Raw genomic sequence first — 22517 nt, 5'->3', positions numbered from 1 at the left:
CTTATGTCCTTCAGATAATCACTTTATCTGAGTGATTGTAATTAATTAGCCCAACGTTATATAGGCTTTTAATCTTGCGCTCTATACACATCGAGTAAACTGATTTATCAAGAGTAATAAAAAAGGGAAGCCAAAATGGCTTCCCTTTTAGTTAGGCTATTTAGCCTTATTTTGTAATCACTTTTTTAACAACAGTTTCTATTTTCGCGACAACTCTGCGGTTTACACTATTGTCTGCAAGCGAAGTTCCTTGAGCAATCAACTGTGTTTCACCAAAGCCTTTTGCAGATAAACGGCTAGCATCGATAGAAAACTTATTAATTAATAAGTCTTTAATGGTATCAGCACGCTTTTGCGAAAGCATTAGGTTATATTTTTCAGTACCAGAAGCTGAACTGTGTCCTTCAATAACAACACTTGTGTTTTGGTATTCTTTCATGAAATCAGCTAAACGCTGAACATCATCAACCATTGCTGGCTTAACCAGTGAACTGTTATTTTCAAAGATAACATTTAACTTAATTTCGACTGATTTTTCTGAATATAACGTACAGCCTTGTGAATCAACCTTTACATTTGCCGGTGTATTAGCACAACGGTCGTTGTTATCACTAACACCATCGTTGTCAGTATCAACCATCATCACTTTTTTAACGACTGGCGTTGTTGGCTTCATCGTTTCCATAACAGGTTTGTTAACAACAGCTTTGTTAACAACAGGTGATTTTTTAACATCGCCAAAAGTATATTTTACACCTAGTTTAATACCTTGATCTGTTTGACCGTAATCAAGATCACGATAAACAGCGGCTTCGCTGTATAGAGAGAAACGATCATTAATTTGAAGGTTATAACCAGCACCTACATTAGCCGCGTTATAACTTCTAACATTATTGAAGCGCTTTACACCAGTGAAAAGGTAAAAGCTGCTATCTTCAACTTTATAAATCGCATCGATACCGGCACGTGTTCCGTAATCTTTATCATTGCCATTTTCAATGTCGTAACGCGTTTTAGCTAATTCTAAACGAATATCCCAGCGCTCATTAATGATTTTTTGTAAATCAATACCAAGGCTTTTGCCCGCTTCAATTTGTTGCCAGTCAATATTGTTTTCTTTGTTTGTATCTGACTTGATGTAGTCGCTAAACACACCAAGCTCCCATGTTTTATCAATAGTTTCTGCAGCTAGTGGAGAGCTTATTAATGCAGCTATCAGAGTCATGTTAAAAGTTTTCATGGATAAATCCTTATTAAGTTTCAAGTAATGTGCTGTAATTTCTGGCTCTATAACGGATAAGAAACTCAAAAGTCACAAGTTTTTCTTAATTTTACTAAATTAACGTTAAAACTCAAAATTGTTTAGCGTAGAATGCACCCGAATTAAAAAAGTTGATGTGTATAGATAAAAATAAGAATAAAAAACATACAGATTTAATGTGACTTTTTAACGGCTCAGGCGTTAAAGAATAAAGCGATAAAACTATTGCTCGAGGATGAGATGAAAGACATAGAAAAGAGTTTAGCGAAAGAATTAAGCCGTGATGCAGATGTTGCTTTTAGTACATCAGATGATCAGCTTTTTAAGCGCGCAACCTTAACAGCAAATAATCAGCAAGGTACAAAAGATCTTGTTGCATTGGGCTTAGCTTCACTTTGGGTTGTTTTTATTAGCCTATTTATGAAAGTTTTAAAACCGATATTTAAACAGATGGCACCTTGCCCAAAGATAACAAGCAATAGCATAACTAATAATGAGAATAGATAATGGATACTGAAAACATCACCGACAAAGCTTACTCTGGCTTAATAACTGTTTGGCATAAAGTGGTTACTTTTTTACCTGATTTAATTGTCGCTATTTTATTTCTACTTGTCGGTTGGATTATTTCAACACTCATTAAAAACTTTCTTCATAAGTCATTAATTAAAATTGGTTTTGATACGTTTTTAAATAAACTGGGTCTAGATTCACTGCTGAAAAAAATGGATGTTACTTTAACGGGTAGCCAAGTTGTTGCTAGTCTTATTTCGACATTCTTCTTACTGATCTTTTTGTTAGCGGCTTTAGATATTTTAGGCTTAACCGTACTTTCTGGCTTAATCGACACGTTGGTGTTGTTTTTACCTAAATTACTCGCTTCACTCGCTGTCTTAATTTGTGGCTTCTTTGTTGCGCAAATTGTTTTTAATGGTGTAAAAATAGCCGCTAAGAATACGGGTATTGACTATGGCCGTTCCGTTGCCGAAGTATGCCGCGGTATTATTATTGTTATTACTGTTTCTTTATCTATTACGCAATTAGACATAGATGTTTCTCTGCTAAATAACATCATGACAGTACTTATTGGCAGTGTCGGTTTAGCGGCGGCTATTTCTTTAGGTATCGGCACTAAAGCTATGGCCCAAGAAATTGTTGCTGGCGTTTATCTTCGAGAGATGTACCAAATAGGTGACGTTATTGAAGTAACAGACATTAAGGGCACCTTAGCTGTTATTGGCAGTGTTGCGAGTAAAGTGATGGCAGCCGATGAGTCGCTAACGACGATACCGAATACTTTCTTATTAGCTAATAAAGTTATTAAGCAATAGTTGAGGCTTATTTTACGGTTTGACTACGCTTAATGAACGCGAGCTTGTTGCCCTAGTGCAAGCAAGCCTGCCTTATGATACCCGTCTTTTTCAGCAACTAATTGCACCTTATTTACCTGTTTTAAAAGGATACTGTGTAAAGTTACTTAAGCATCAGCCTGATGCAGAAGACGTCGTACAAGAAACAATTATAAAGGTACTCGCCCACTTAAAAAACTTTAAGTGGGCGGTATCTTTTAAAGCATGGCTATTTAAAATTGCCCATAACGAATGTATCAATAAAATAAGAGATCGCCGTTGGGATACTATCGAACACAATGATGAATATCTTGAAAGTATAATCGATGATGACAGTAGCCACGAAGATTTTGGCACAGCACTTTCATTATTAATGGTTAACCTGTCCTTTGCTGATCGTAATATTATGCTATTACGCTACCGCACAGGTTTGGAGTTTCAAGAAATAGCCGATATTTGTCACCTCAATATTTCAGCGGTAAAAATGCGTCATAAAAGGGTTGTAGATTTTTTACAACAGCGATTAAAGCAGTAAAGTTAAGTAAGCTGTGTAACTATGGTTAAGATAATTTTAGCGCCGTTTTTATTCAGGGTAAATATAAATAAACCACTCGGCATTAATAAACTTTATGGTTAAGGATAAATGATGATTAAACCACTATTCACTTTATTGACTGCTTTAATACTAAGCAGTATGATCTTTACGATTCCTACAGTACAAGCTGCTGAGGTGAACATCACTTGGACAGAGCCTGATAAATACCGAGATATTGATTCAGGAACGGAAGGTAGAAAACGCTTTCGAGAAAATATGTTTAACGAATTTGAAAAACATTTATCCAAACTTGCCAAAGCATTACCCGCATCTCAAATACTAAATATAGACGTAACAGACATTGATTTAGCGGGTGACGTTCTCGCCAGCGGTCTACATCAAATCAGAGTGATTAAAGACCTTTATTTTCCAAGAATAAAACTATCATTTACATTAATAAATGCTGAGAAAGTCATAATACTTAGCGACAATGTTAATCTAAAAGATATGAGTTTTATGATGGGTGGACGCTTAAAATATAGAAATAATGCGTTAGGCTATGAAAAAAAATTGCTTGATGATTGGTTTAAAGATGCTTTCGCAGACTATGTTGATAAATAAGCGTCACATTTTTAACGTTATATAAAGCAAAAGGCCATCTTTATCGTGCAATAAAGATGGCCTTTTTATTTTTACTTTTAAGCGGTACCGTTAATGAGTAACCGTTGCACTGTTTTCAAAGTTCGCTAAAACGGTAAAAAGCTTTTCTATTTTCTTTACCGTATCTATTAACGTTTGTTGATCTGATGTTTTTTGCCAAAAAATTAAATCGTTCGCGACTTCTTCAACATAAGGCTGAAAAGTATTTGCCGAACATTTGAAACCAGCGTCTGCTTTAAATATTGCCTCAAAGCTTGCTTGCTTGTTTTTTCTTAAATCAGCTAAAGTCGCATCAGCGGCTAGCGATTTTTTTAAAATAATTGAAATATTATCAACGAGTTGTTTACTAACAGTTGCGCTCATAGTGTCTCTATATTGACGATTGTTTTGATATATCGCTATTATGCCAAATTGATGGGGGTTTTGTTAGCTTCTCCCGCAATTTCTCGTACTAATTTTGGCATTAAAAAGCCAGGTAATATCGCCATCATTTTTTGGACAATTATTTTTGCCTCCTCTTCACAAATATCAAAGTGAGCAACCCCTTGTACGGGATCAAACATATGTAAGTAATAAGGTTGAATACCACTATCAAATAAAGTTTCACTGAGTTGACATAGGAGTTTGGCATCATCATTCACCCCTTTTAATAATACGCTTTGATTAAACAAAGGAATTCTTGCCACACGTAGTTTTTCGAGTGCTTGTTTTACTTCATCATCGATTTCATTAGGGTGATTAATATGTAAAACCATGGTTGCCTTTAATCGAGTTTCAGACAAAATGTTCACTAATGATGTTGTTATGCGCTGCGGGATAACAATGGGTAAACGCGTATGAATACGCAAGCGTGTCAAATGTTTAATCGGCTCAAGTTGTTCAATAAGCCACTGTAGATGATCATCACTTGCCATTAAAGGATCGCCACCACTGAAAATCACTTCATTAATTTCAGGATGATCGGCAATATATTTTAGTGCCGGCTGCCATCGAATTTTATTGGGACTGTTTTCATCATAAGGAAAGTGGCGACGAAAACAATAACGGCAATTAACTGCACAACCTGACTTTATAATCATCAAGACTCTGTGCTTATATTTATGCAATAAGCCTTCGGCAACCGTGTCGTGTTCTTCTAGTGGATCCATTGAATAGCCATCAGAGATAACAAACTCATCAGAGAGTGGCATAACCTGTTTAAGCAGCGGATCGTTAAAGTCGCCTTTTTTCATTCTTGTAATAAAAGGTCGAGGTACACGGACCGGAAATAACTTACGTGCGGCAAAGTGTTGCAGATAATCTTGGCTGTCAATTTCTAGCATATCTAAAAGCTTTTTCGGATCTGTAACGACATTACTTAACTCTTTTTGCCAAGAAATGTGCAATTGTTCGCTTATTTGGGGTATTATCTGCGGCATTTGTAATTTCAATTTAAATCTCTGCGTTATTTGTTTGAGTATAAGAGAACATTCATATGGCTAATTTTAGTACAAACCAATTTAAGGCTGGCCTTAAATTAATGATTGACGGCGAACCATGTAACATTTTAGAAAACGAATTAGTAAAACCAGGTAAAGGCCAAGCCTTTAGCCGCGTAAAAATTCGTAAACTTATTTCTAATAAAGTCTTAGAAAAAACCTTTAAATCAGGCGAGTCTTGCGAAGGCGCTGATGTAATGGAAACCGAGCTAGCTTACTTGTATGCTGATGGTGAATTCTGGCATTTTATGAATAATGATACCTTTGAGCAAATTGCCGCTGATGAAAAAGCAGTTGTAGATTGTATTAAATGGTTAAAAGAAGGCGATCTTTGTACCATTACTTTATGGAATGGTTCACCTATCACAGTAACAACCCCTAATTTTGTTGATCTAGATGTTACAGAAACAGATCCAGGATTAAAAGGTGATACTGCCGGTACGGGTGGAAAACCAGCAACTTTACATACCGGTGCGGTTATTCGTGTACCGCTATTTATTCAAATTGGTGAGACAGTTAAAGTGGATACGCGTACGGGTGAATACGTATCGCGTGCAAGTAAATAAGCACTTTTAACAATTATCTACTGTGCTATTTCAATAAGCGTTTTAATAAGTAGCCAGTGTATTTTGGCTACTTCGATTTATTGTAATTTAGCAATGAATAAAATTTAGTATTAAAAAAACCTGCTGATGCAGGTTTTTTTATAGATAAACGACTAGTTTATCTGTCTGGTATGAAGTTTTAGATAATCAAATAGCTCTTTGTAATACTTGCCAAGCTTTTCTGCTTTTTTCTCTTTTGCCGCTTGTCGTACTAATTGACGTAGCTTTTGTCTTTCCATCGACTCATGCTCGTTCAGTAAAGCTTCTACAAAGTCATTACCTTTATCAATAGCGTCATCGCGCATCTTTTCAAGCTTAACAAACTTAGCTGTTTCTTGTTGATGCTTATTTGCCATAACATCAAGAGCATGTTTAATTGGCTCTAAATCAGATTCTGATAATATTCTTGCCAAGTGGCGAACATGGCGACGTAATGCCTCATGTTTGTTTTTAATTTTATCAGCTAAAATTAAGGCGTCCTTAATCTCCTCAGTAAAAGGAATTTTACTGCGCTGATGCTTAGATAAATCAATAAGCGACTGTCCAAAGATTTGTAACTGGATCATTTCGCGCTTTACTTCTGATTTACTTTTTAATTCTTCATCTAATTCATCGATATCGTTAGCAGAGTCGGGCATAATATTCGTTATTAAAGTGATAATTATCGCTATTATACTCGTAAGTGCTTATGGTATACAGCGCATATTCTCCAATTTCCTGCATTTATAGAAGAAAACAATAAATTATGACTGAAACGATGAACGCTAAACAATCGATGAACGAACAATTAAGAGACGTTGAGCAACGTGTAGCACAAGTACTCGACTTAGCAAAATCGCTAGGAGCAGATGCAGCTGAAGCTTCTATAAGCCGCCAACAAGGGTTAAGTGTTGGTACGCGGTTTGGTGAAGTTGAAACGGTTGAGTTTACTAATGACGGTGCATTGGGTATTACTGTTTACCAGCAAGGTCGTAAAGGGAGTGCTTCAACCGCAGATTTATCAGAAGCGGCGTTAAAACAAACCGTACAAGCGGCGGTTAATATTGCAAAGTATACCTCTGTTGACGACTGTTCAGGATTAGCAGACAAGGACATGCTTGAAATGTCGCCTGCTGATTTAGACTTATATCACCCAAAAGTTTTAACAACAGACCAAGCTATTCAACTCGCCAAAGAATGTGAAGATAGTGCGCTAGCGTATGATCCTCGTATTACTAACTCAGATGGTGCCTCACTTGATAGCTTTGAAGGCTATAAAGTGTATGGCAATACCAATGGGCAAATTGTTGGCTATCCGAGCTCTCGACATAGTTTAAGCTGTGTAATGATCGCCTCTGAAGGTGATGATATGCAAAGAGATTATGCTTACACCGTTAATCGTGATTTTGACTTAATGGATAATGGCGTTGCTATTGGTGTGCAAGCATCAAAAGAAGCGCTATCGAGATTGAATGCTCAAAAATTACCGACAGGAAAAGTACCGGTGATGTTTCGTGCCGATATTGCTAATTCCATTTTTGGACATTTTATTGCGGCGATCAGCGGTGGCAATTTATACCGTAAATCATCTTTTTTAATGGACGCTATTGGTAAACAAGTTTTTCCTGACTTTTTAAACATCAGTGAACGCCCTCATATTTTAAAGGGCTTAGCGAGTAGTGCTTTCGACAGTGAAGGCATAAAAACGGTTGACCGTGAAATTATTGTCGATGGTTGTTTAGATACCTATCTATTAACCAGTTACTCAGCACGTAAACTAGGGCTTAAATCTACTGGTCATGCCGGTGGTATTCATAATTGGCAAATTAACGCCAAAGGTTCTGCCAATGGCGGTGACTTTAATGCCATGTTGAAAAAACTCGGTACTGGCTTTCTTGTCACTGAATTAATGGGACAAGGCGTTAATGTAGTCAATGGTGATTATTCACGTGGCGCTGCCGGTTTTTGGGTTGAAAACGGTGAAATTGCTTACCCGGTATCAGAAGTTACCATTGCGGGTAATTTATCTGATATCTTTAAAGGCTTAGTTGCTGTCGGTAGTGATGTTGATTTACGAGGCAGTATTTTAACAGGTTCATTGTTAATTGAAGAGATGCAGGTTGGTGGTAATTAATCACACCCTGTTATTTTAACAAGGTACATTTGATTATTAAAACCAACAGACCAGTATTGAGATCTTGAAAAGCTATCAAGATCTCAATAAGCCCATATCTAGTTTAGGTTAGGAATAAAGTTGCAGTTCCTAAGAAAGCGAATATTCCAACCACATCGGTAATCGTTGTTAATATCACACTACCAGCGAGAGCAGGGTCAATATTCATCCGTTTCAAAAACAGCGGGATAGCGACACCAGCGATACCAGCAGCGGTTAAATTCATTAACATTGCAAAGGCTATAACGCCACCAAGCATTAAATTTTGTTGCCAAATAGCCACAACACCAGCAATTAATACCGCCCAGATAACGCCATTAAGAAAACCAACAGCAAGTTCTTTCTGAATAAGTATTCTCGCATTTGAGTCGCCAACATGGCCTAGCGCAATGGCGCGAACAACCAGTGTTAAGGTTTGGTTACCGGCAACACCACCCATACTAGGCACTAAAGAATTTAAAATAGCTAAAATAGCCAGTTGGCTTAAAACACCTTCGAACATACTCGATACAGCAACAGCGAGTAGTGCGGTAATGAGATTAACGCCAAGCCAAATAGAGCGTTGTTGTGTGCTTTTTAAAACCGGAGCAAAGGTATCAGCTTCGCCATCTAAACCCGCCATACTCATCATAGAATGTTCGGCATCCTCACGAATAATATCGATAACATCGTCTATCGTGATACGACCAAGTAAACGGCCTTCATCATCAATCACTGGTGCAGAGAACCAATCAAATTTTTCAAAGAGTTGTGCTACGTCACTATCAGACAAATGCACTTGAATTGCTTCAATATCTTTATCAATGAGTGTTGAGACGATAATTTCAGGTTTAGCGGTAATGATCGCCGCTAGAGAAACGGCGCCAATAAAGTGATTTTTACCATCGACCACATAAAAAGAATCGGTCGCTTCAGGTAAATCACCCCGTAAGCGTAAATAGCGCAATACCACATCAACCGTTACATCAGGACGAATTGTTATGGTATCGGTGTTCATGATACCGCCAGCGGTATCTTCTTCAAATGATAACGCTGCTTCGACTCGACCTCGGTCTTGCGAGTCCATAGCACTTAATACTTCTTGATAAACACTATCGGGTAGAGTACGTAAAACTTCAGCTAAATCATCAACATCCATACCTTCAGCAACGGCGGCTAATTTTTCAGGGCGGATAGTTTTTAAAATACCTTTTCGAACTTCCTCATTGAGTTCTTCAAGTACTTCACCGTGATTATCAGCGTCGATAAGTTGCCATAAAACGGCACGACTTTTCGAGTGAGATGACTCTAATATTAAAGCAATATCATAAGCTGGCATGTTCTGTAGTAATTTTCGAACGTGCACAAACATACCGCTACCAAGTGCTTCATTGACTTGTTGCAGGCGTTGATGATTTTGTTGTTGCTCTGATATTTCCGGCATAAAGTTTTCCTGTGCCGCAGTAATACGAAAATTATATTGTTTATATCTTAGCCAAGATGCGCTGGCTAAGGTGTTGTAATGAATGATAACGTAACTTTATTTTTTATTCAGTCTTTTTATCATTCGTCTTCATCAAATTTATCAGAAAATAACTGGCACACATCGTTAAGTGCTTGCTGAGCATCTTCTCCTTGGGTAATAACCTCTACGGTTTTTCCAAAGCCACCGGCCAGTAACATTAACCCCATAATACTACTGGCATCAGCTTCTTTGCCCTCTAAGCAAATAGTAACGTTAGCATTAAGCTTTTGGCTTAACTGGGCAAGTTTAGTGGCAGCACGTGCGTGTAATCCCAGTTTATTGCTAATGGTTAATGATTTATTATATTTTGGCATACAGTGACCGTTATTAAGTGCTTTGTATTTTAATGTCGCGATGATGAGACTGAACATCTTCGCGTTCTTTTCTAAGATTGTTTGCTAATATTTCCGCAATATAAACCGATCGGTGTTTTCCACCCGTACAACCAATAGCGATAGTAATATAGCTGCGATTGTTTCTTTCTAAGTGGGGTAACCACGTCATCATAAAACTGTTAATTTGCCAGATAAATTTAGTGACAATCGGTTGGCTAGCAAGAAAGTCTCGCACGGGTTGATCTAAACCAGTAAAGCCTTTTAAATCTTTTTCCCAAAAAGGGTTAGGCAGAAAGCGTGCATCAAAAACATAGTCTGCGTCTTGTGGTACACCGTGTTTAAAGCCAAAAGATTCAAACACCACCACCATAGATGCCGAGGTTTTGCCCAAAATTCGCTCACGCACTAAATCAGATAATTGATGAGGTGATAACTGGCTGGTATTAATATACAAACCCGCACGCGTCGAAATAGGCTCAAGCAGCTTTTTCTCTAAAGAGATGGCTTGGTCGAGTGGAATATTTTGTTTAATCAAAGGATGTAAACGACGCGTTTCACTAAAACGTCGAATAAGATCAGAGTCATCAGCATCTAAATACAGAATATCGAGTTTTACCGTTTTTGGCAGATAATCTAATATCTCTGAAACATCATTAGGATCATTGGGTAAGTTACGTACATCTAAACTAACCGCTACTTTGTCGTAATCATTAATAACGGTATGTGCTAATGCAGGCAATAAATTCACCGGAATATTATCGACACAGTAGTAGCCTAAATCTTCGAGTACACGTAAGGCGACACTTTTACCTGACCCTGAGCGACCACTGACTATCAAGAGTTTCATTTGAGTTTTCCTGGATTATTATTATATTTTATTAACGTTGAGCATGCTTTATTATAGTAAAAAGCTCTTGCGAATTTTGGCATTTTCTTACTTGCTTTGCGAACTGTTTAGTACTAAATATTTGCGCAATACTTTGTAAGGTATCTAAATGTTGTTGGCAGTTTTCTTCGGGTACAAATAACGCAATAATAATATCGACAGCACGGTTGTCTATCGCATCAAATTCAACGGCTTGTTCACTGGTCAGTAATACGGCAATAACTTGTGACGTGTTGGTTAATCGACCATGAGGAATCGCAATGCCATTCCCTATGCCGGTAGAGCCAACCTTTTCACGCGCCATTAAGCTTTCGAATAATTGATGAGTATCAATATTGTCGAATTTTTTTGCCGCAGTTTCGCTAATTATTTCAAGGAGTTTTTTTTTGCTTGTACCCTTAACTGCACACAGGGTGCAATCAAGGGTAAGGATATCTTGCAGCTTCATTATACTACTTACATTCTTTGGTGGGTGAACAGGCGATAAACAGCATTAATGCTGATTCGTTTTACCTTTGTACTTTAATATTTGCCGGTCAAGCTTAACAACAAGACTATCAATAGAGGCATACATGTCAGCATTTTCAGCTTTTGCATGTAAATCAGAGCCACTCACGTGAACAGTTGCTTCAGCAATTTGATTTGATTTTTCAACGGTGAGAACAACATGAACATTATTGATATGATCAAAATGTCGGCTTAATTTTGCCATCTTAATTGTGACGTTTTCTCGTAAAGCTTCGGTAATGTCAACATGGTGTCCAGAAAGATTAATTTGCATAAGCTTAATTCCTCATCTTTTCGTTAAAGTAAACTTTTTCGTTGGTTAGAGGGTGGAATAGAAAGTGACTCTCGATATTTTGCTATAGTACGTCGAGCTACATTTATCCCTTGATCGGCTAATAAATCAGCCATTTTACTATCACTGAGTGGTTTTGCTGGAATTTCGGCGGCAACAAATTTTTTGATTAGTGCACGAATAGCCGTTGATGAACATTCGCCACCGCTTTCGGTGCCAACATGGCTTGAGAAGAAAAATTTCAGTTCGAAAATTCCACGCGGCGTATGCATGTACTTTTGTGTCGTCACTCGTGAAATGGTTGATTCATGCATATCGACCGCTTCGGCAATATCATTTAAAACCATTGGACGCATGGCTTCATTACCATGTTCAAAAAAGCCGATTTGACGTTGCACTATACAGTTTGACACTTTTAATAAGGTATCATTACGGCTTTCTAAGCTTTTAATAAACCATTTAGCTTCTTGTAAATTTGAGCGAATAAATTGGGTGTCTGCTGTCGACTTCATCGAACGTGACATCGAAGCATATTGCTGATTCACCGAAAGTTTTGGCGCAGTATCAGGATTTAATTCTACCACCCAACGGCCATTTTTCTTTTCAACAGAAACATCAGGAATAACGTACTGGTCGTCACTCTTCATCACACTATCGCCGGGTCTAGGGTCAAGTGATTGAATAAGACGCACCACTTCGCGCAGTTGGTCTTCTTTGAGTCGAGTTTTACGCATTAATGTACGATAGTCTCGGCTACCCAGCAGATTAATATGGTCACGCAAAACTAACTTACTTTCTGCTAACCAAGGTGTAGCGGGGTCAAATTGATTAAGTTGAATGATTAAACATTCTGAAATTGAACGAGCAGCAACACCGACAGGATCAAAGAGGTTAATACGTTTTAGTACCACCTCAATTTCATCAAGCTCTACTCCTTCAATGGCAACACTTTCTAAAATGTCTTCACTAGATACCGTTAAGTAACCGGCGTCATCAACAGCATCAATAATTGCTGTCGCTATAGCGCGGTCTGTTTCGGTAAAAGGGCTTAATTCCATTTGCCAGCGCAAATGATCTTGAATGGAGTCTTGAGTCTCGCCTTGGTAAGAATAATCTTCTGAAGCTGGGCCTGAGCTTGAACTTGCTGCGCCAGCTGTGTAGTTATCATCCCAAGTGGTATCCATGTTTAATTCTTCAGGGATATCGTTCTTGTCCATGGCTTCAGTGGTGGTGATTTCATCGATGGTAGGCGTAGCGTCTTCGCTACCATCAGAAGCAGGGGCTTCTTTAACATCACCAGTACCGGCAGTGTGAGCTTCTTCAAGGTTGTCAGTACTTTTATCTTCGGGATTATTTGAAGATTCATCCATTTCTAATAATGGATTACTTTCTAAGGCTTCTTGAATTTCTTGTTGAAGCTCTAACGTAGACAGTTGCAGCAATTTGATTGCTTGCTGCAATTGTGGCGTCATGGTTAATTGTTGTCCTATGCGGAGTTGTAGAGTAGGGCGCATTTAGGTCATTAACTTCCTATTATTTTTAATGGGATATTTTCGTTTTTTTCATACGAAGATACTATTCATTTATTGACTACTATAGCGTGAATTGTTCACCAAGGTATACATCTCTTACGTGTTGATTTGCAAGAATTTGATCTGCAGTACCTTCTGCAATAAGTTCACCATGACTAACAATATACGCATGTTCACATACATCGAGAGTTTCACGTACATTGTGATCAGTGATCAACACACCAATGCCACGTTCTTTTAAGTGTAGAATAATTTTTTTAATATCACCTACTGAAATTGGGTCAACACCAGCAAAAGGTTCATCTAATAAAATAAATTTTGGTTCAGCAGCTAAAGCGCGAGCAATTTCTACTCGGCGGCGTTCGCCACCCGATAAGCTCATGCCTAAATTATCTTTGATATGACCTATGTTGAATTCTTCAACAAGATGCTCTAATTTCTCTTCACGTTCAGCATCTGATAATTCTTTTCGTGTTTGTAAAATAGCCATAATATTATCGTAAACACTGAGTTTTCGAAAAATAGAGGCTTCTTGTGGTAAATATCCGATGCCTTTTCTAGCACGCTCATGCATAGGCGCTAACGTCAGGTTTTCGTCATTTAAAATAATATCGCCACTATCACTTTCAACCAAACCAACGATCATATAAAAAGAAGTTGTTTTTCCGGCACCATTTGGGCCCAGTAAACCGACTATTTGTCCTGCTGAAACTTGCATACTGACATTTTTAACCACTTTTCTGCCTTTATAGGCTTTGGCAAGGCCTTTTGCCATTAGGGTGCTAGTGCTCATAAATTAATTTTTTCCTGAGTTTTCGCGTCTGTGGTTGTCGCTTTAATTTTTTCTTTTGGCTGAAAAATCGTTTTAGTGCGTTCGTTAGATTTACTTTCAGCATTAACATACTGAGTGGCAATATTGTAAGTAATTCTACTGCCACTAACTTCACTGCCTTCTTGCTGTAATAGCGCATTTCCTGAAATGATCACTAAATTATTTGCAGGCTCATATCTTATTTCGTCGGCTTGTAAGCTAAGTGGAGTGCCATCTGCTAAGGTTTGTTTAAAGGTTGCTGGCTTCCCTTTAGCGATGTAGGTTTTTTCTTCACTGCCTGATTGAGTCAGCACTTGTACTAAATCAGCACGTATAACTAATGAACCTTGAGTGATCACCACGTTATCAATATAGCTGAATATTTTGTTTTTAAGATCAACGGCTTGTCTTGAAGCGTTAATTTCAATTTTTTGTTTTATATCAAATTTTTCAGCGAAAGCTGACGAAAATAGCGGAGTTGATAACAATAAGCACAGTAGGCTATTTTTTAACAATTTCATAAATTGATTTCACATGTTTAGTTAGTGTCATTTGGTTGGTGTTTAAGTCGATAATTAAACCTTTACCATCGATGGTAAATCCTTTACCGATAATTTTAATTTCTTGTTCTGAACTTATGATGTTAGTTTTTAGATCAAGTTCAAAGTATTTTCCTTGCACTTCTTGTAATAAGCTATCGGGATCTGTTGCTAACAGGCGGACATGCTTTTCTAATTTTACCCGGTTGTTATTGTATAATATGCCTTCATTGGCAGATATTTTCCATGCGGGCGCATCATTTTTGGGATGGAGTGTATATTGAGGAAACTCAAAGTTGGTAATACTTAACTCAGGGTAATGCTCCATGCGATGGGCATCAACAACATAAGTTAAACTCCCTTGATGTTTATAAACATTACTGTGTAAATTTTCGGCAATAAAATCAGGGGTCAGCGTCTTATCAATCGCTTGTAATTGTGGTGCTGAGGAATTTCTCCATTCAATTATACCGTAAACCCCTCCCGCAATTAGAAAAAACAACAAGGTTAAACTGTAAAGCCGATTCATATACTCGCACCCGAAGCATTTGCTAAGGTGTTTTGGCTAAGCATGATTAAATCGCATATTTCTCGAACAGCGCCAAAACCGCCACGGTTAAAAGTGCTGTAATTTGCGATAGATAAAATACTTGGGTGGGCATCTTGAACAGCAATACCCAAGCCCACAGCGTTGATGCACTCATAATCAGGCATATCATCACCAATATAAGCAATTTCATCGAGGGATAGCTTTAATTGCTTAGCCATAGTTTTCAAGGCGGGTAATTTATTTTCTTCACCCTGCACTATATATTTAACATTTAAGGCTGACATACGCGTTGCGACAATATTTGATGTTCTCCCGGTGATCACGGCTACATCGACACCGCTGGCGCCTAATGCTTTTATGCCGTAGCCATCTTTAGTGTGAAAAGCTTTTAATTCTTCACCATCGTTACCCAAATAAATACGGCCATCAGAAAAAACGCCATCAATATCACATATCAACAGCTTTATTGTTTTCATGGTATTGAATGCTGTGTCAGTAATTTCGCCATAGAGTGTTTGCATATTAGATAAGACCTGATTTTAGTAAGTCGTGCATATTCATTGCGCCAATAGGTATATTATTGTCATTAACAATAATTAAACCATTGATTTTTTTGTCTTCCATGATCTTTAAGCCTTCGGCGGCGAGCATATCTTGATGAGCCACAGTGGGTTTTTTTGTCATCACTGATGCAATAGTGTCGAGATGTATATCAATACGTTCATCAAGAATACGACGTAAATCTCCGTCAGTGAATAAGCCTTGTAATTGACCACTCTCGTCGACTACCGCCGTCATCCCCAAACCTTTTAACGATACTTCAACCAACGCATCCTTAATTTTAGCATTAACATTTACCGTTGGTAAGCGCTCACCACTATGCATTATATCACTAAGACGCAGTAATAGGCGTTTTCCTAAACTACCACCGGGATGAGAAAGTGCGAAGTCGTCAGCGGTAAAGCCGCGCGCATTTAATAAGGCAACAGCGAGTGCATCACCCATTACTAGGGTTGCTGTGGTACTTGATGTTGGCGCTAATCCTAGTGGACAAGCCTCTTGCGAAACAGCAACACAGACATGGGTATCGCCTAGTTTTGCTAAGGTTGAGGCTGGATTCCCCGTCATCGCAATAAGTTTAGCGCCAATACGCTTTATGACGGGCACTATCGCTAACACTTCACTGGTTTCGCCCGAGTGTGAAATAGTTAACACGACGTCATCACCGGTTATCATACCTAAATCACCGTGACTTGCTTCACCCGGGTGAACAAAAAAAGAAGGGGTGCCGGTGCTCGCCAGTGTTGCAGCAATCTTGCCACCGATATGGCCTGATTTGCCCATGCCAGCAATGATTACTCTACCTTTACAGTTAAACATTAACTGGCAGGCATATTCAAAGTTCTCATCAATGTACTGGGCTAACTCTGCAATAGCCTGTTGTTCTATGTGAATAACGTCTAACGCTAGTTGTTTGAAATCGTTCATTATTAGCCCGTTTTTATTTTGTAAATTGCTATTATAGTGTTTGTTATTGCTTTATTTGACTAAAAAGTAGCGCTTGATAAGCGATAAAAGCGCCGATTAATAGCAAACCTTTTACGCGGCCAATGCAAAACTTTCCGGCACGACGAGTAAAACACAGTATAAATAATAATACGGTAACGCCGAGCATGTAAGGGGCGTCGCGTGCTGCGGCATCTGAGTCTACTTCGCCCGGTGCAATTAGGCCAGCGAGCGAGAGTACAGCCAAAATATTAAAGATATTAGAGCCAATAATACTTCCTAGCGCTAAATCATCTTCTTTCTTGATAATACTCATAATACTTGCCGCAAGTTCTGGCAAGCTTGTGCCAACAGCAATAACGGTCAAACCAATCACTAAGTCACTGATGCCAAATGCTTTAGCAATAAAAACGGATGAATCGACCAGGTAGCTAGCACTCATAGGTAAGAAAATAATACCAACGACTAGCCAAAGTAAAGATTTAGGTTTGCTAACCGCGTCTGGCACTTCTTGTTCTGCTTCAATGATCAATGGATCATCAATTGGCCGAGTTTTAGAGGCTCTAATGGTGATAAAAAGTAACGCAAATATATAAACAAAAAAGCCAATCATCAATGACAAGCCTTCGTTAAAGCCAAAGTAATCGTCAGAAAGCATCCAATAGGCAAGGGCGGTAACAATTAAAATTAATGGAATTTCTCGTCTTACCGTTGATGAGGATACGTTTAAAGGTTGAAATAATGCCGTTATACCCAGTACCAAAGCAATGTTAGTAATGTTTGAGCCGATTGCGTTACCGATAGCTGTATTATTGTTACCGTCTAAAGATGCTGTCGCTGCAATCATCATTTCTGGAGCAGATGAACCCATGGCAACAATAGTTAAACCAATAATCATCGGTGAGATACCAAAATTTCTTGCTAATGATGAGGCACCAAAAACAAATTTATCAGCACTCCATACCAGAGTAACAAGTGAAACAAGTAAAATTAGAATCTGTAATAACATTAAGGGCTCCTATAATAAGAGCGTAAATTGTCGCTGGTTGCGAAGCAAAAACAAAGAGAAATAATCGGATCTTGGTAAAAAAGTGCCCAAAAGGCGGTTTTTTTACATGCCGTTGTTAAAAAATAGCCAAAGTAAAAATTTCATTAAAGCAAAAATATATCTTCTGAGAGCAAAATCTTACACTTTATTACGTTTTTACACGCTTTCTTACGATTTTTATTTACATTTTTAACGCAATTTTAATGACGTTTTTTGATTGCTCAGGTAAAATTCACCTGACTTTAATAATAACAACCAGTGACGTTATATAAATCTTATGCCTGAAAACTTGGTCGATATCCAGAACCTTACGTTTAAACGTGATGAACGAGTGATCTATGATGATATTAGTTTGTCGATCCCTAAAGGAAAAGTTACCGCGATAATGGGGCCAAGTGGTATTGGTAAAACCACCTTATTACGTTTAATTGGCGGTCAACTCAGACCTAATTCAGGTAAAATACTTTTTGACGGACAAAATATTCCAACATTATCACGCAGTGCACTTTATGAAGCACGTAAACGTATGAGCATGTTGTTTCAAAGTGGCGCATTATTTACCGATATGAGTGTTTACGACAATATTGCTTTTCCGATGCGCGAACACAGTACCTTGTCAGAATCGTTAATTGAAAAAATGGTATTAATGAAACTTGAGGTCGTTGGTTTACGCGGTGCTCGAAATTTAACACCTGGCGAACTTTCTGGTGGCATGGCACGAAGAGTTGCCCTTGCTCGCGCTATCGCCTTAGACCCCGAACTCATTTTGTATGATGAGCCTTTTGCGGGACAAGACCCTATTTCAATGGGTGTTATTGTTCGTTTAATAAAAGATTTAAATGAAGCGTTAGGTTTAACCTCCGTTGTGGTCTCACATGACGTTACAGAAGTAATGAGTATTGCCGATTACATTTATATTATTGCAGAAAAGAAAATTATTGGTCATGGCACACCGTCAGAGATAAGTAAGCAAACATCACCACTGGTGCAACAATTTATTCAAGGTGAAGCTGATGGTCCCGTACCATTTCATTTTCCTAGCGCCCCTTATCAAGATGAATTAATGGGTAAGGAGCCTAAATAATGAATAGTTTACAAAGTTTAGGCCACAACATTATCGCCACGATTACGGGATTAGGGCGAGCAATAGTGTTATTACTATCTGCATTGCTTCATGTGCCGAATGTACGTAAAGGCTTTCCTCTATTGGTGCAGCAGTTATATTCTGTTGGCGTACTTTCACTGATGATAGTGGTGGTATCCGGTTTATTTATTGGCATGGTTATCTCGCTACAGGGCTATACTATTTTAGTGGGCTATGGTGCAGAAGGCAGTTTAGGACCTATGGTCGCACTCTCTTTACTCCGTGAATTAGGCCCTGTGGTTGCTGCACTATTATTTGCAGGGCGTGCAGGTTCGGCGTTAACTGCCGAAATTGGTTTAATGAAAGCAACAGAACAATTATCAAGTTTAGAGATGATGGCAATTGATCCGTTACGTCGTGTTATTGCGCCAAGATTTTGGGCAGGGTTTATTAGTTTACCTTTGCTAGCCGCTATTTTTTCTGCCGTAGGGATATTAGGTGGTCATCTTGTCGGTGTTGAATGGTTGGGCGTAGACAGTGGTACATTCTGGTCAGTGATGCAGGCTCAAGTTGATTTTCAAAAAGATATTCTTAATGGGGTGATAAAATCTGTTGTTTTTGCTTTTGTTGTCACTTGGATAGCTGTTTATAAAGGTTACGATTGTGTACCAACATCAGAAGGTATTAGTCGAGCGACAACTTCAACAGTTGTACAATCATCATTATTGGTTTTAGGGTTAGATTTTGTATTAACAGCATTAATGTTTGCCAGTTAATGTTTGCTGTTAGTTAATTTTTATAATAATTTTTATTTTAGGTTTGGTGGAAGACATGGTGTCGAAAAAAATTGAGTTAATGGTAGGTTTATTTGCAGCAATAGGTATTGCTGCGTTGCTTATGCTTGCGCTGAAAGTTGCTGATAGCGGTATTTCTGGTAATAGTGAGACATATCAACTTTATGCTAAGTTTGATAACATTGGCGGTCTAAAAGTTCGTTCAGCGATAAAAGTGGGTGGTGTTGTTGTCGGTCGTGTTAGTCATATTACCATCGATGCAAAAGATTATACGCCAGTAGTCACTTTAGATATTTATACACAGTATATTAATTTTTCAGAAGCAACGTCGGTCTCTATTTTAACCGCAGGTTTGTTGGGTGAGCAATATGTTGGCTTACGCCCTGGTTTTGTTGATGAATCGGTAGGCACGCTAGTTCCAGGTGACTTTATTGAAGATACTAAACCAGCATTAGTACTAGAAGAATTAATAGGACAATTTTTATTTAGTCAAGGAAGTGACTAGCAGGTTTATCAATGGAGAATAGTAATATAATGAAAAAATTATTTACAGCAATAATCGCTTTAGCATTAATGGTGAGTGTTAGCGCAACAGCAAAAGCGGTTGACAGTAAAAATCCGTACGCGATGATCGAAACGGTAGCGAAAGTAACTTTTAAACGTTTTTCTGACGAACAACCAGAAATTCGTAAGAACCCTGAAATATTGAAAGATATCGTTCGTGAAGAGTTAATGCCTTACATTAATTACCGATATGCAGCATTGAAAGTTATCGGTTTTAAAAACTTTGAACAAACAACTTCGCAAAGCAGAGCTGATTTCGTTGATGTTTTTAGAGAGTATTTAGTTACCTCATATGCACAAGTCTTTACCTTGTATAAGCAACAAGAAGTTGAATTTGAACCAGAAAGAGACTTTGATGACGCTAAGGTTGTTGCTGTTAGAACCTCGGTTTTAGACCCAGGTAGACCGCCTATTGATATATCATTTCGTGTCAGAAGAAATACTACAACCAATGAATGGAAAGCTTACGATATGGTTGCCGAAGGTGTTAGTTTACTTGATAGTAAAGAAGTAGAACTTAGCGGCTTAATACGTCAAAAAGGTTTGCCATACGTTACTGAAATGTTAAAAGAAAAAAGCGATCAAAAAATCGTTTTTAAGTAGCGTTAATAGGCTATTTCTGTGAAGATTAGGAATTGAAGTGAAGAAAATTAGTTTTATTGAAAAAGATTCCCGAGTTGTTTTTAGTGGTGAATTAACCTTATTAACTATTGATAATTCATTTGAAAAAAAATCAAAAGGTTTGATTAAATCAGGGGTATTAATCTTTGATTTGTCGAATGTTTCAAAAGTCGACACGGCTTGTTTAGCTTGGTTACTTGCCATGCTAGAATTAAGTAATAAGACTGACTGCCAATTAACTTTTGATAATTTACCAAAAGATTTAATTAAATTAGCTCAGTTAAGTTGTGTTGATATGTTCTTACCAAAAACTGATAGTACGCTTAATCAGTAACCGGAGATAAATGTGGAAGTTTCAGATATAGAAAAATTACTTAATGATGCCCTTGAACTTGATGAGTTACATGTTGCATTTGATGGATCACAATGCAAAGTGATTGCGGTTGCAGACTTTCTCGGTGAATTGAGCCGTGTAAAGAAGCAACAAGCAATATATGCACCTTTAGCAGAGACTATTAAAGCGGGTGCAATTCATGCGGTATCGATTAAAACTTTCACAACGTCAGTTTGGCAACGTGAAAAAATGTTTAATCTTCCGCTTTAATTTTTCATAACCAAATAAGAATATTCTATTGGATGCATTTAAAATAACAGGTGGTACGGCCCTAAAGGGTGAAGTAACCATCTCGGGCGCAAAAAACGCCGCTTTACCGATATTAATGTCAGCACTTCTCTCTAAGACACCGATTACATTTAGTAACGTTCCTAAGTTAAATGATATTGAAACGACGATTAAATTGCTAAGTCAATTAGGTGCTAAAGCTCATTGGTCTGGTGACAATGAATTAGTTATTGATGCAAGTACTATAGATCATTGCCGTGCATCGTACGAGTTAGTTAAAACTATGCGCGCGTCTATATTAGTTTTAGGCCCGTTATTGGCGCGTTTTGGTCATGCTGAAGTTTCTTTGCCCGGCGGTTGTGCTATTGGCGCAAGACCAGTGAATTTACATATTCACGGTTTAAAGTTAATGGGCGCAGACATAGACGTTGAAAATGGTTATATCATCGCTCGCAATAATGGGCGTTTAAAAGGTGCGACCATTTTTATGGATACGGTAAGTGTTACCGGCACTGAAAACTTGATGATGGCTGCAGCATTAGCCGACGGTATTACCACGATTGAAAATGCTGCCCGCGAACCAGAAATTGTTGATTTAGCTAAGTGCTTAAATGCTATGGGTGCTAAAGTTTCTGGCGCAGGTACAGATACACTGAGCATAGAGGGTGTTGCCGAGTTATCAGGCACACAGTATCGTGTTATGCCAGATCGTATTGAAACAGGCACTTTTTTAGTGGCTGCTGCGGTTACTCAAGGCAAGGTTAAGTGTGTAAATACAGATCCTAAAGCTTTAGAAGCGGTTATAAGTAAGTTACAAGAAGCAGGCGCAGAAATTACCACCGGTGATGATTGGATCGAGCTAACGATGAATCAGCGACCAAAAGCGGTTAATATTCGCACTGCTCCTCATCCTGCTTTTCCTACGGATATGCAAGCACAGTTCGTAACAATGAACGTAATTGCAAAAGGTATGGCAACGACAACAGAAACTATTTTTGAAAATCGTTTTATGCATGTTCCTGAACTACAACGCATGGGCGCTGATATTAGCCTTGAAGGCAATACCGCTATTTCTTGTGGTGTTGAATCACTAAACGGTGCGCAAGTAATGGCAACAGACTTACGTGCTTCAGCAAGTTTAGTGATTGCTGGCTTAGTGGCGACCTCAGAAACACAAGTTGACCGTATTTATCATATTGACCGCGGTTACCAAAATATTGAAGATAAACTACAAGCACTTGGTGCGAATATTACGCGCATTAAAACGAGTTAGTCTGAAATT

29 protein-coding genes are annotated in these 22517 nt (G+C 38.2%); 13 read left to right on the top strand and 16 right to left on the bottom strand.

Annotation, left to right across the window (positions count from 1 at the left end):
• Nucleotides 1–166 precede the first annotated feature (166 nt).
• Entirely contained in the window at nucleotides 167–1240 is a 1074-nt protein-coding gene (locus tag A3Q34_RS08060) for an OmpA family protein (protein WP_070374896.1), read from the bottom strand.
• A 261-nt stretch (nucleotides 1241–1501) separates the two neighbouring features.
• Between A3Q34_RS08060 and A3Q34_RS08055 the strand changes: the two genes are divergently transcribed.
• From A3Q34_RS08055 to A3Q34_RS08040, 4 genes are all read left to right on the top strand, one after another.
• Complete coding sequence (locus tag A3Q34_RS08055; RefSeq protein ID WP_070374895.1) at nucleotides 1502–1768, top strand: hypothetical protein; 267 nt, start codon at nucleotides 1502–1504, stop codon at nucleotides 1766–1768.
• Nucleotides 1768–2592, top strand: coding sequence for a mechanosensitive ion channel family protein (locus tag A3Q34_RS08050; RefSeq protein WP_070374894.1), 825 nt, complete (start codon nucleotides 1768–1770; stop codon nucleotides 2590–2592). Before A3Q34_RS08055 ends, A3Q34_RS08050 begins: the two co-directional genes overlap by 1 nt.
• Before the next feature lie 19 nt (nucleotides 2593–2611).
• The gene (sigX, locus tag A3Q34_RS08045) at nucleotides 2612–3145 is read left to right on the top strand and encodes an RNA polymerase sigma factor SigX (protein WP_070374893.1); all 534 of its coding nucleotides are present in this window, start codon (nucleotides 2612–2614) and stop codon (nucleotides 3143–3145) included.
• Nucleotides 3146–3256: 111 nt separating this feature from the next.
• Nucleotides 3257–3766, top strand: a complete 510-nt coding sequence (locus A3Q34_RS08040; protein WP_070374892.1) for a DUF3016 domain-containing protein — start codon at nucleotides 3257–3259, stop codon at nucleotides 3764–3766.
• Nucleotides 3767–3856: 90 nt separating this feature from the next.
• On the opposite strand, the gene A3Q34_RS08035 is transcribed toward A3Q34_RS08040, so the two are convergent.
• Both A3Q34_RS08035 and epmB read right to left on the bottom strand, forming a co-directional pair.
• The gene (locus tag A3Q34_RS08035; RefSeq protein ID WP_070374891.1) at nucleotides 3857–4168 is read right to left on the bottom strand and encodes a hypothetical protein; all 312 of its coding nucleotides are present in this window, start codon (nucleotides 4166–4168) and stop codon (nucleotides 3857–3859) included.
• 38 nt (nucleotides 4169–4206) lie between these two features.
• The gene (epmB, locus tag A3Q34_RS08030) at nucleotides 4207–5223 is read right to left on the bottom strand and encodes an EF-P beta-lysylation protein EpmB (RefSeq protein ID WP_070377061.1); all 1017 of its coding nucleotides are present in this window, start codon (nucleotides 5221–5223) and stop codon (nucleotides 4207–4209) included.
• 56 nt (nucleotides 5224–5279) lie between these two features.
• On the opposite strand from epmB, the gene efp reads away from it, so the two are divergent.
• A complete protein-coding gene (gene efp / locus A3Q34_RS08025) occupies nucleotides 5280–5849 on the top strand; it encodes an elongation factor P (RefSeq protein ID WP_070374890.1) in 570 nt (189 codons plus the stop codon).
• A 152-nt stretch (nucleotides 5850–6001) separates the two neighbouring features.
• Here the strand turns inward: efp and yjgA are convergent, their stop codons facing one another.
• Nucleotides 6002–6526, bottom strand: coding sequence for a ribosome biogenesis factor YjgA (yjgA, locus tag A3Q34_RS08020; RefSeq protein WP_070374889.1), 525 nt, complete (start codon nucleotides 6524–6526; stop codon nucleotides 6002–6004).
• A gap of 107 nt (nucleotides 6527–6633) precedes the next feature.
• On the opposite strand from yjgA, the gene pmbA reads away from it, so the two are divergent.
• On the top strand, nucleotides 6634–8001 hold the full coding sequence (gene pmbA / locus A3Q34_RS08015) for a metalloprotease PmbA (protein WP_442855276.1): 1368 nt from the start codon (nucleotides 6634–6636) through the stop codon (nucleotides 7999–8001).
• 103 nt (nucleotides 8002–8104) lie between these two features.
• Here the strand turns inward: pmbA and mgtE are convergent, their stop codons facing one another.
• From mgtE to A3Q34_RS07955, 12 genes are all read right to left on the bottom strand, one after another.
• Nucleotides 8105–9463, bottom strand: a complete 1359-nt coding sequence (gene mgtE, locus A3Q34_RS08010; RefSeq protein WP_070374888.1) for a magnesium transporter — start codon at nucleotides 9461–9463, stop codon at nucleotides 8105–8107.
• Between the two features lie 119 nt (nucleotides 9464–9582).
• Nucleotides 9583–9858: an HPr family phosphocarrier protein gene (locus A3Q34_RS08005; protein ID WP_070374887.1), complete on the bottom strand. Its 276-nt coding sequence runs from the start codon at nucleotides 9856–9858 to the stop codon at nucleotides 9583–9585.
• 13 nt (nucleotides 9859–9871) lie between these two features.
• A complete protein-coding gene (rapZ, locus tag A3Q34_RS08000; protein WP_070374886.1) occupies nucleotides 9872–10726 on the bottom strand; it encodes an RNase adapter RapZ in 855 nt (284 codons plus the stop codon).
• A gap of 31 nt (nucleotides 10727–10757) precedes the next feature.
• Complete coding sequence (gene ptsN / locus A3Q34_RS07995; protein WP_070374885.1) at nucleotides 10758–11213, bottom strand: PTS IIA-like nitrogen regulatory protein PtsN; 456 nt, start codon at nucleotides 11211–11213, stop codon at nucleotides 10758–10760.
• Nucleotides 11214–11258: 45 nt separating this feature from the next.
• On the bottom strand, nucleotides 11259–11546 hold the full coding sequence (hpf, locus tag A3Q34_RS07990) for a ribosome hibernation-promoting factor, HPF/YfiA family (protein ID WP_070374884.1): 288 nt from the start codon (nucleotides 11544–11546) through the stop codon (nucleotides 11259–11261).
• Between the two features lie 23 nt (nucleotides 11547–11569).
• Nucleotides 11570–13078, bottom strand: a complete 1509-nt coding sequence (locus tag A3Q34_RS07985; protein WP_070374883.1) for an RNA polymerase factor sigma-54 — start codon at nucleotides 13076–13078, stop codon at nucleotides 11570–11572.
• Between the two features lie 79 nt (nucleotides 13079–13157).
• Complete coding sequence (gene lptB, locus A3Q34_RS07980) at nucleotides 13158–13889, bottom strand: LPS export ABC transporter ATP-binding protein (RefSeq protein ID WP_070374882.1); 732 nt, start codon at nucleotides 13887–13889, stop codon at nucleotides 13158–13160.
• Nucleotides 13886–14428 carry a lipopolysaccharide transport periplasmic protein LptA gene (lptA, locus tag A3Q34_RS07975; protein ID WP_070374881.1) on the bottom strand — a complete coding sequence of 181 codons (543 nt, stop codon included), beginning with the start codon at nucleotides 14426–14428 and terminating at the stop codon, nucleotides 13886–13888. The genes lptB and lptA overlap by 4 nt, the downstream gene beginning before the upstream one ends.
• Nucleotides 14409–14975, bottom strand: a complete 567-nt coding sequence (gene lptC, locus A3Q34_RS07970; RefSeq protein WP_070374880.1) for an LPS export ABC transporter periplasmic protein LptC — start codon at nucleotides 14973–14975, stop codon at nucleotides 14409–14411. The genes lptA and lptC overlap by 20 nt, the downstream gene beginning before the upstream one ends.
• A complete protein-coding gene (gene kdsC / locus A3Q34_RS07965) occupies nucleotides 14972–15517 on the bottom strand; it encodes a 3-deoxy-manno-octulosonate-8-phosphatase KdsC (RefSeq protein WP_070374879.1) in 546 nt (181 codons plus the stop codon). The genes lptC and kdsC overlap by 4 nt, the downstream gene beginning before the upstream one ends.
• A 1-nt stretch (nucleotide 15518) precedes the next feature.
• The gene (locus A3Q34_RS07960; protein ID WP_070374878.1) at nucleotides 15519–16484 is read right to left on the bottom strand and encodes a KpsF/GutQ family sugar-phosphate isomerase; all 966 of its coding nucleotides are present in this window, start codon (nucleotides 16482–16484) and stop codon (nucleotides 15519–15521) included.
• A 43-nt stretch (nucleotides 16485–16527) separates the two neighbouring features.
• Entirely contained in the window at nucleotides 16528–17511 is a 984-nt protein-coding gene (locus tag A3Q34_RS07955; protein WP_070374877.1) for a calcium/sodium antiporter, read from the bottom strand.
• A gap of 316 nt (nucleotides 17512–17827) precedes the next feature.
• Here A3Q34_RS07955 and mlaF point away from each other — a divergent pair, with 316 nt between their 5' ends.
• Genes mlaF through murA form a run of 7 tightly spaced genes read left to right on the top strand, consistent with a single transcriptional unit; the run spans nucleotide 17828 to nucleotide 22508 of the window.
• Nucleotides 17828–18634, top strand: coding sequence for a phospholipid ABC transporter ATP-binding protein MlaF (gene mlaF, locus A3Q34_RS07950; protein ID WP_070374876.1), 807 nt, complete (start codon nucleotides 17828–17830; stop codon nucleotides 18632–18634).
• Nucleotides 18634–19410: a lipid asymmetry maintenance ABC transporter permease subunit MlaE gene (gene mlaE / locus A3Q34_RS07945; RefSeq protein WP_070374875.1), complete on the top strand. Its 777-nt coding sequence runs from the start codon at nucleotides 18634–18636 to the stop codon at nucleotides 19408–19410. Before mlaF ends, mlaE begins: the two co-directional genes overlap by 1 nt.
• A 55-nt stretch (nucleotides 19411–19465) precedes the next feature.
• Nucleotides 19466–19933 (top strand): outer membrane lipid asymmetry maintenance protein MlaD, encoded by a 468-nt coding sequence (gene mlaD, locus A3Q34_RS07940; protein ID WP_070374874.1) that lies wholly within the window; start codon nucleotides 19466–19468, stop codon nucleotides 19931–19933.
• Nucleotides 19934–19962: 29 nt separating this feature from the next.
• Nucleotides 19963–20595 (top strand): ABC transporter substrate-binding protein, encoded by a 633-nt coding sequence (locus tag A3Q34_RS07935; protein ID WP_070374873.1) that lies wholly within the window; start codon nucleotides 19963–19965, stop codon nucleotides 20593–20595.
• Nucleotides 20596–20632: 37 nt separating this feature from the next.
• Nucleotides 20633–20947, top strand: coding sequence for an STAS domain-containing protein (locus tag A3Q34_RS07930; RefSeq protein ID WP_070374872.1), 315 nt, complete (start codon nucleotides 20633–20635; stop codon nucleotides 20945–20947).
• A gap of 12 nt (nucleotides 20948–20959) precedes the next feature.
• Nucleotides 20960–21217 (top strand): BolA family protein, encoded by a 258-nt coding sequence (locus A3Q34_RS07925; RefSeq protein ID WP_070374871.1) that lies wholly within the window; start codon nucleotides 20960–20962, stop codon nucleotides 21215–21217.
• Nucleotides 21218–21245: 28 nt separating this feature from the next.
• Nucleotides 21246–22508 (top strand): UDP-N-acetylglucosamine 1-carboxyvinyltransferase, encoded by a 1263-nt coding sequence (murA, locus tag A3Q34_RS07920; RefSeq protein WP_070374870.1) that lies wholly within the window; start codon nucleotides 21246–21248, stop codon nucleotides 22506–22508.
• Nucleotides 22509–22517: the final 9 nt, after the last annotated feature.

The organism is Colwellia sp. PAMC 20917, assembly GCF_001767295.1.
Taxonomy (GTDB): Bacteria; Pseudomonadota; Gammaproteobacteria; order Enterobacterales; family Alteromonadaceae; genus Colwellia_A.
This window is presented reverse-complemented; position numbering and strand designations above follow the sequence as displayed.

What these genes read in the sequence shown, in the direction of transcription:
- A3Q34_RS08060 (WP_070374896.1), bottom strand. Translation starts at nt 1,240, where the DNA reads ATGAAAACTTTTAACATGACTCTGATAGCTGCATTAATAAGCTCTCCA.
- A3Q34_RS08055 (WP_070374895.1), top strand. Translation starts at nt 1,502, where the DNA reads ATGAAAGACATAGAAAAGAGTTTAGCGAAAGAATTAAGCCGTGATGCA.
- A3Q34_RS08050 (WP_070374894.1), top strand. Translation starts at nt 1,768, where the DNA reads ATGGATACTGAAAACATCACCGACAAAGCTTACTCTGGCTTAATAACT.
- A3Q34_RS08040 (WP_070374892.1), top strand. Translation starts at nt 3,257, where the DNA reads ATGATTAAACCACTATTCACTTTATTGACTGCTTTAATACTAAGCAGT.
- A3Q34_RS08035 (WP_070374891.1), bottom strand. Translation starts at nt 4,168, where the DNA reads ATGAGCGCAACTGTTAGTAAACAACTCGTTGATAATATTTCAATTATT.
- epmB (WP_070377061.1), bottom strand. Translation starts at nt 5,223, where the DNA reads ATGCCGCAGATAATACCCCAAATAAGCGAACAATTGCACATTTCTTGG.
- efp (WP_070374890.1), top strand. Translation starts at nt 5,280, where the DNA reads ATGGCTAATTTTAGTACAAACCAATTTAAGGCTGGCCTTAAATTAATG.
- yjgA (WP_070374889.1), bottom strand. Translation starts at nt 6,526, where the DNA reads ATGCCCGACTCTGCTAACGATATCGATGAATTAGATGAAGAATTAAAA.
- pmbA (WP_442855276.1), top strand. Translation starts at nt 6,634, where the DNA reads ATGACTGAAACGATGAACGCTAAACAATCGATGAACGAACAATTAAGA.
- mgtE (WP_070374888.1), bottom strand. Translation starts at nt 9,463, where the DNA reads ATGCCGGAAATATCAGAGCAACAACAAAATCATCAACGCCTGCAACAA.
- A3Q34_RS08005 (WP_070374887.1), bottom strand. Translation starts at nt 9,858, where the DNA reads ATGCCAAAATATAATAAATCATTAACCATTAGCAATAAACTGGGATTA.
- rapZ (WP_070374886.1), bottom strand. Translation starts at nt 10,726, where the DNA reads ATGAAACTCTTGATAGTCAGTGGTCGCTCAGGGTCAGGTAAAAGTGTC.
- ptsN (WP_070374885.1), bottom strand. Translation starts at nt 11,213, where the DNA reads ATGAAGCTGCAAGATATCCTTACCCTTGATTGCACCCTGTGTGCAGTT.
- hpf (WP_070374884.1), bottom strand. Translation starts at nt 11,546, where the DNA reads ATGCAAATTAATCTTTCTGGACACCATGTTGACATTACCGAAGCTTTA.
- A3Q34_RS07985 (WP_070374883.1), bottom strand. Translation starts at nt 13,078, where the DNA reads ATGCGCCCTACTCTACAACTCCGCATAGGACAACAATTAACCATGACG.
- lptB (WP_070374882.1), bottom strand. Translation starts at nt 13,889, where the DNA reads ATGAGCACTAGCACCCTAATGGCAAAAGGCCTTGCCAAAGCCTATAAA.
- lptA (WP_070374881.1), bottom strand. Translation starts at nt 14,428, where the DNA reads ATGAAATTGTTAAAAAATAGCCTACTGTGCTTATTGTTATCAACTCCG.
- lptC (WP_070374880.1), bottom strand. Translation starts at nt 14,975, where the DNA reads ATGAATCGGCTTTACAGTTTAACCTTGTTGTTTTTTCTAATTGCGGGA.
- kdsC (WP_070374879.1), bottom strand. Translation starts at nt 15,517, where the DNA reads ATGCAAACACTCTATGGCGAAATTACTGACACAGCATTCAATACCATG.
- A3Q34_RS07960 (WP_070374878.1), bottom strand. Translation starts at nt 16,484, where the DNA reads ATGAACGATTTCAAACAACTAGCGTTAGACGTTATTCACATAGAACAA.
- A3Q34_RS07955 (WP_070374877.1), bottom strand. Translation starts at nt 17,511, where the DNA reads ATGTTATTACAGATTCTAATTTTACTTGTTTCACTTGTTACTCTGGTA.
- mlaF (WP_070374876.1), top strand. Translation starts at nt 17,828, where the DNA reads ATGCCTGAAAACTTGGTCGATATCCAGAACCTTACGTTTAAACGTGAT.
- mlaE (WP_070374875.1), top strand. Translation starts at nt 18,634, where the DNA reads ATGAATAGTTTACAAAGTTTAGGCCACAACATTATCGCCACGATTACG.
- mlaD (WP_070374874.1), top strand. Translation starts at nt 19,466, where the DNA reads ATGGTGTCGAAAAAAATTGAGTTAATGGTAGGTTTATTTGCAGCAATA.
- A3Q34_RS07935 (WP_070374873.1), top strand. Translation starts at nt 19,963, where the DNA reads ATGAAAAAATTATTTACAGCAATAATCGCTTTAGCATTAATGGTGAGT.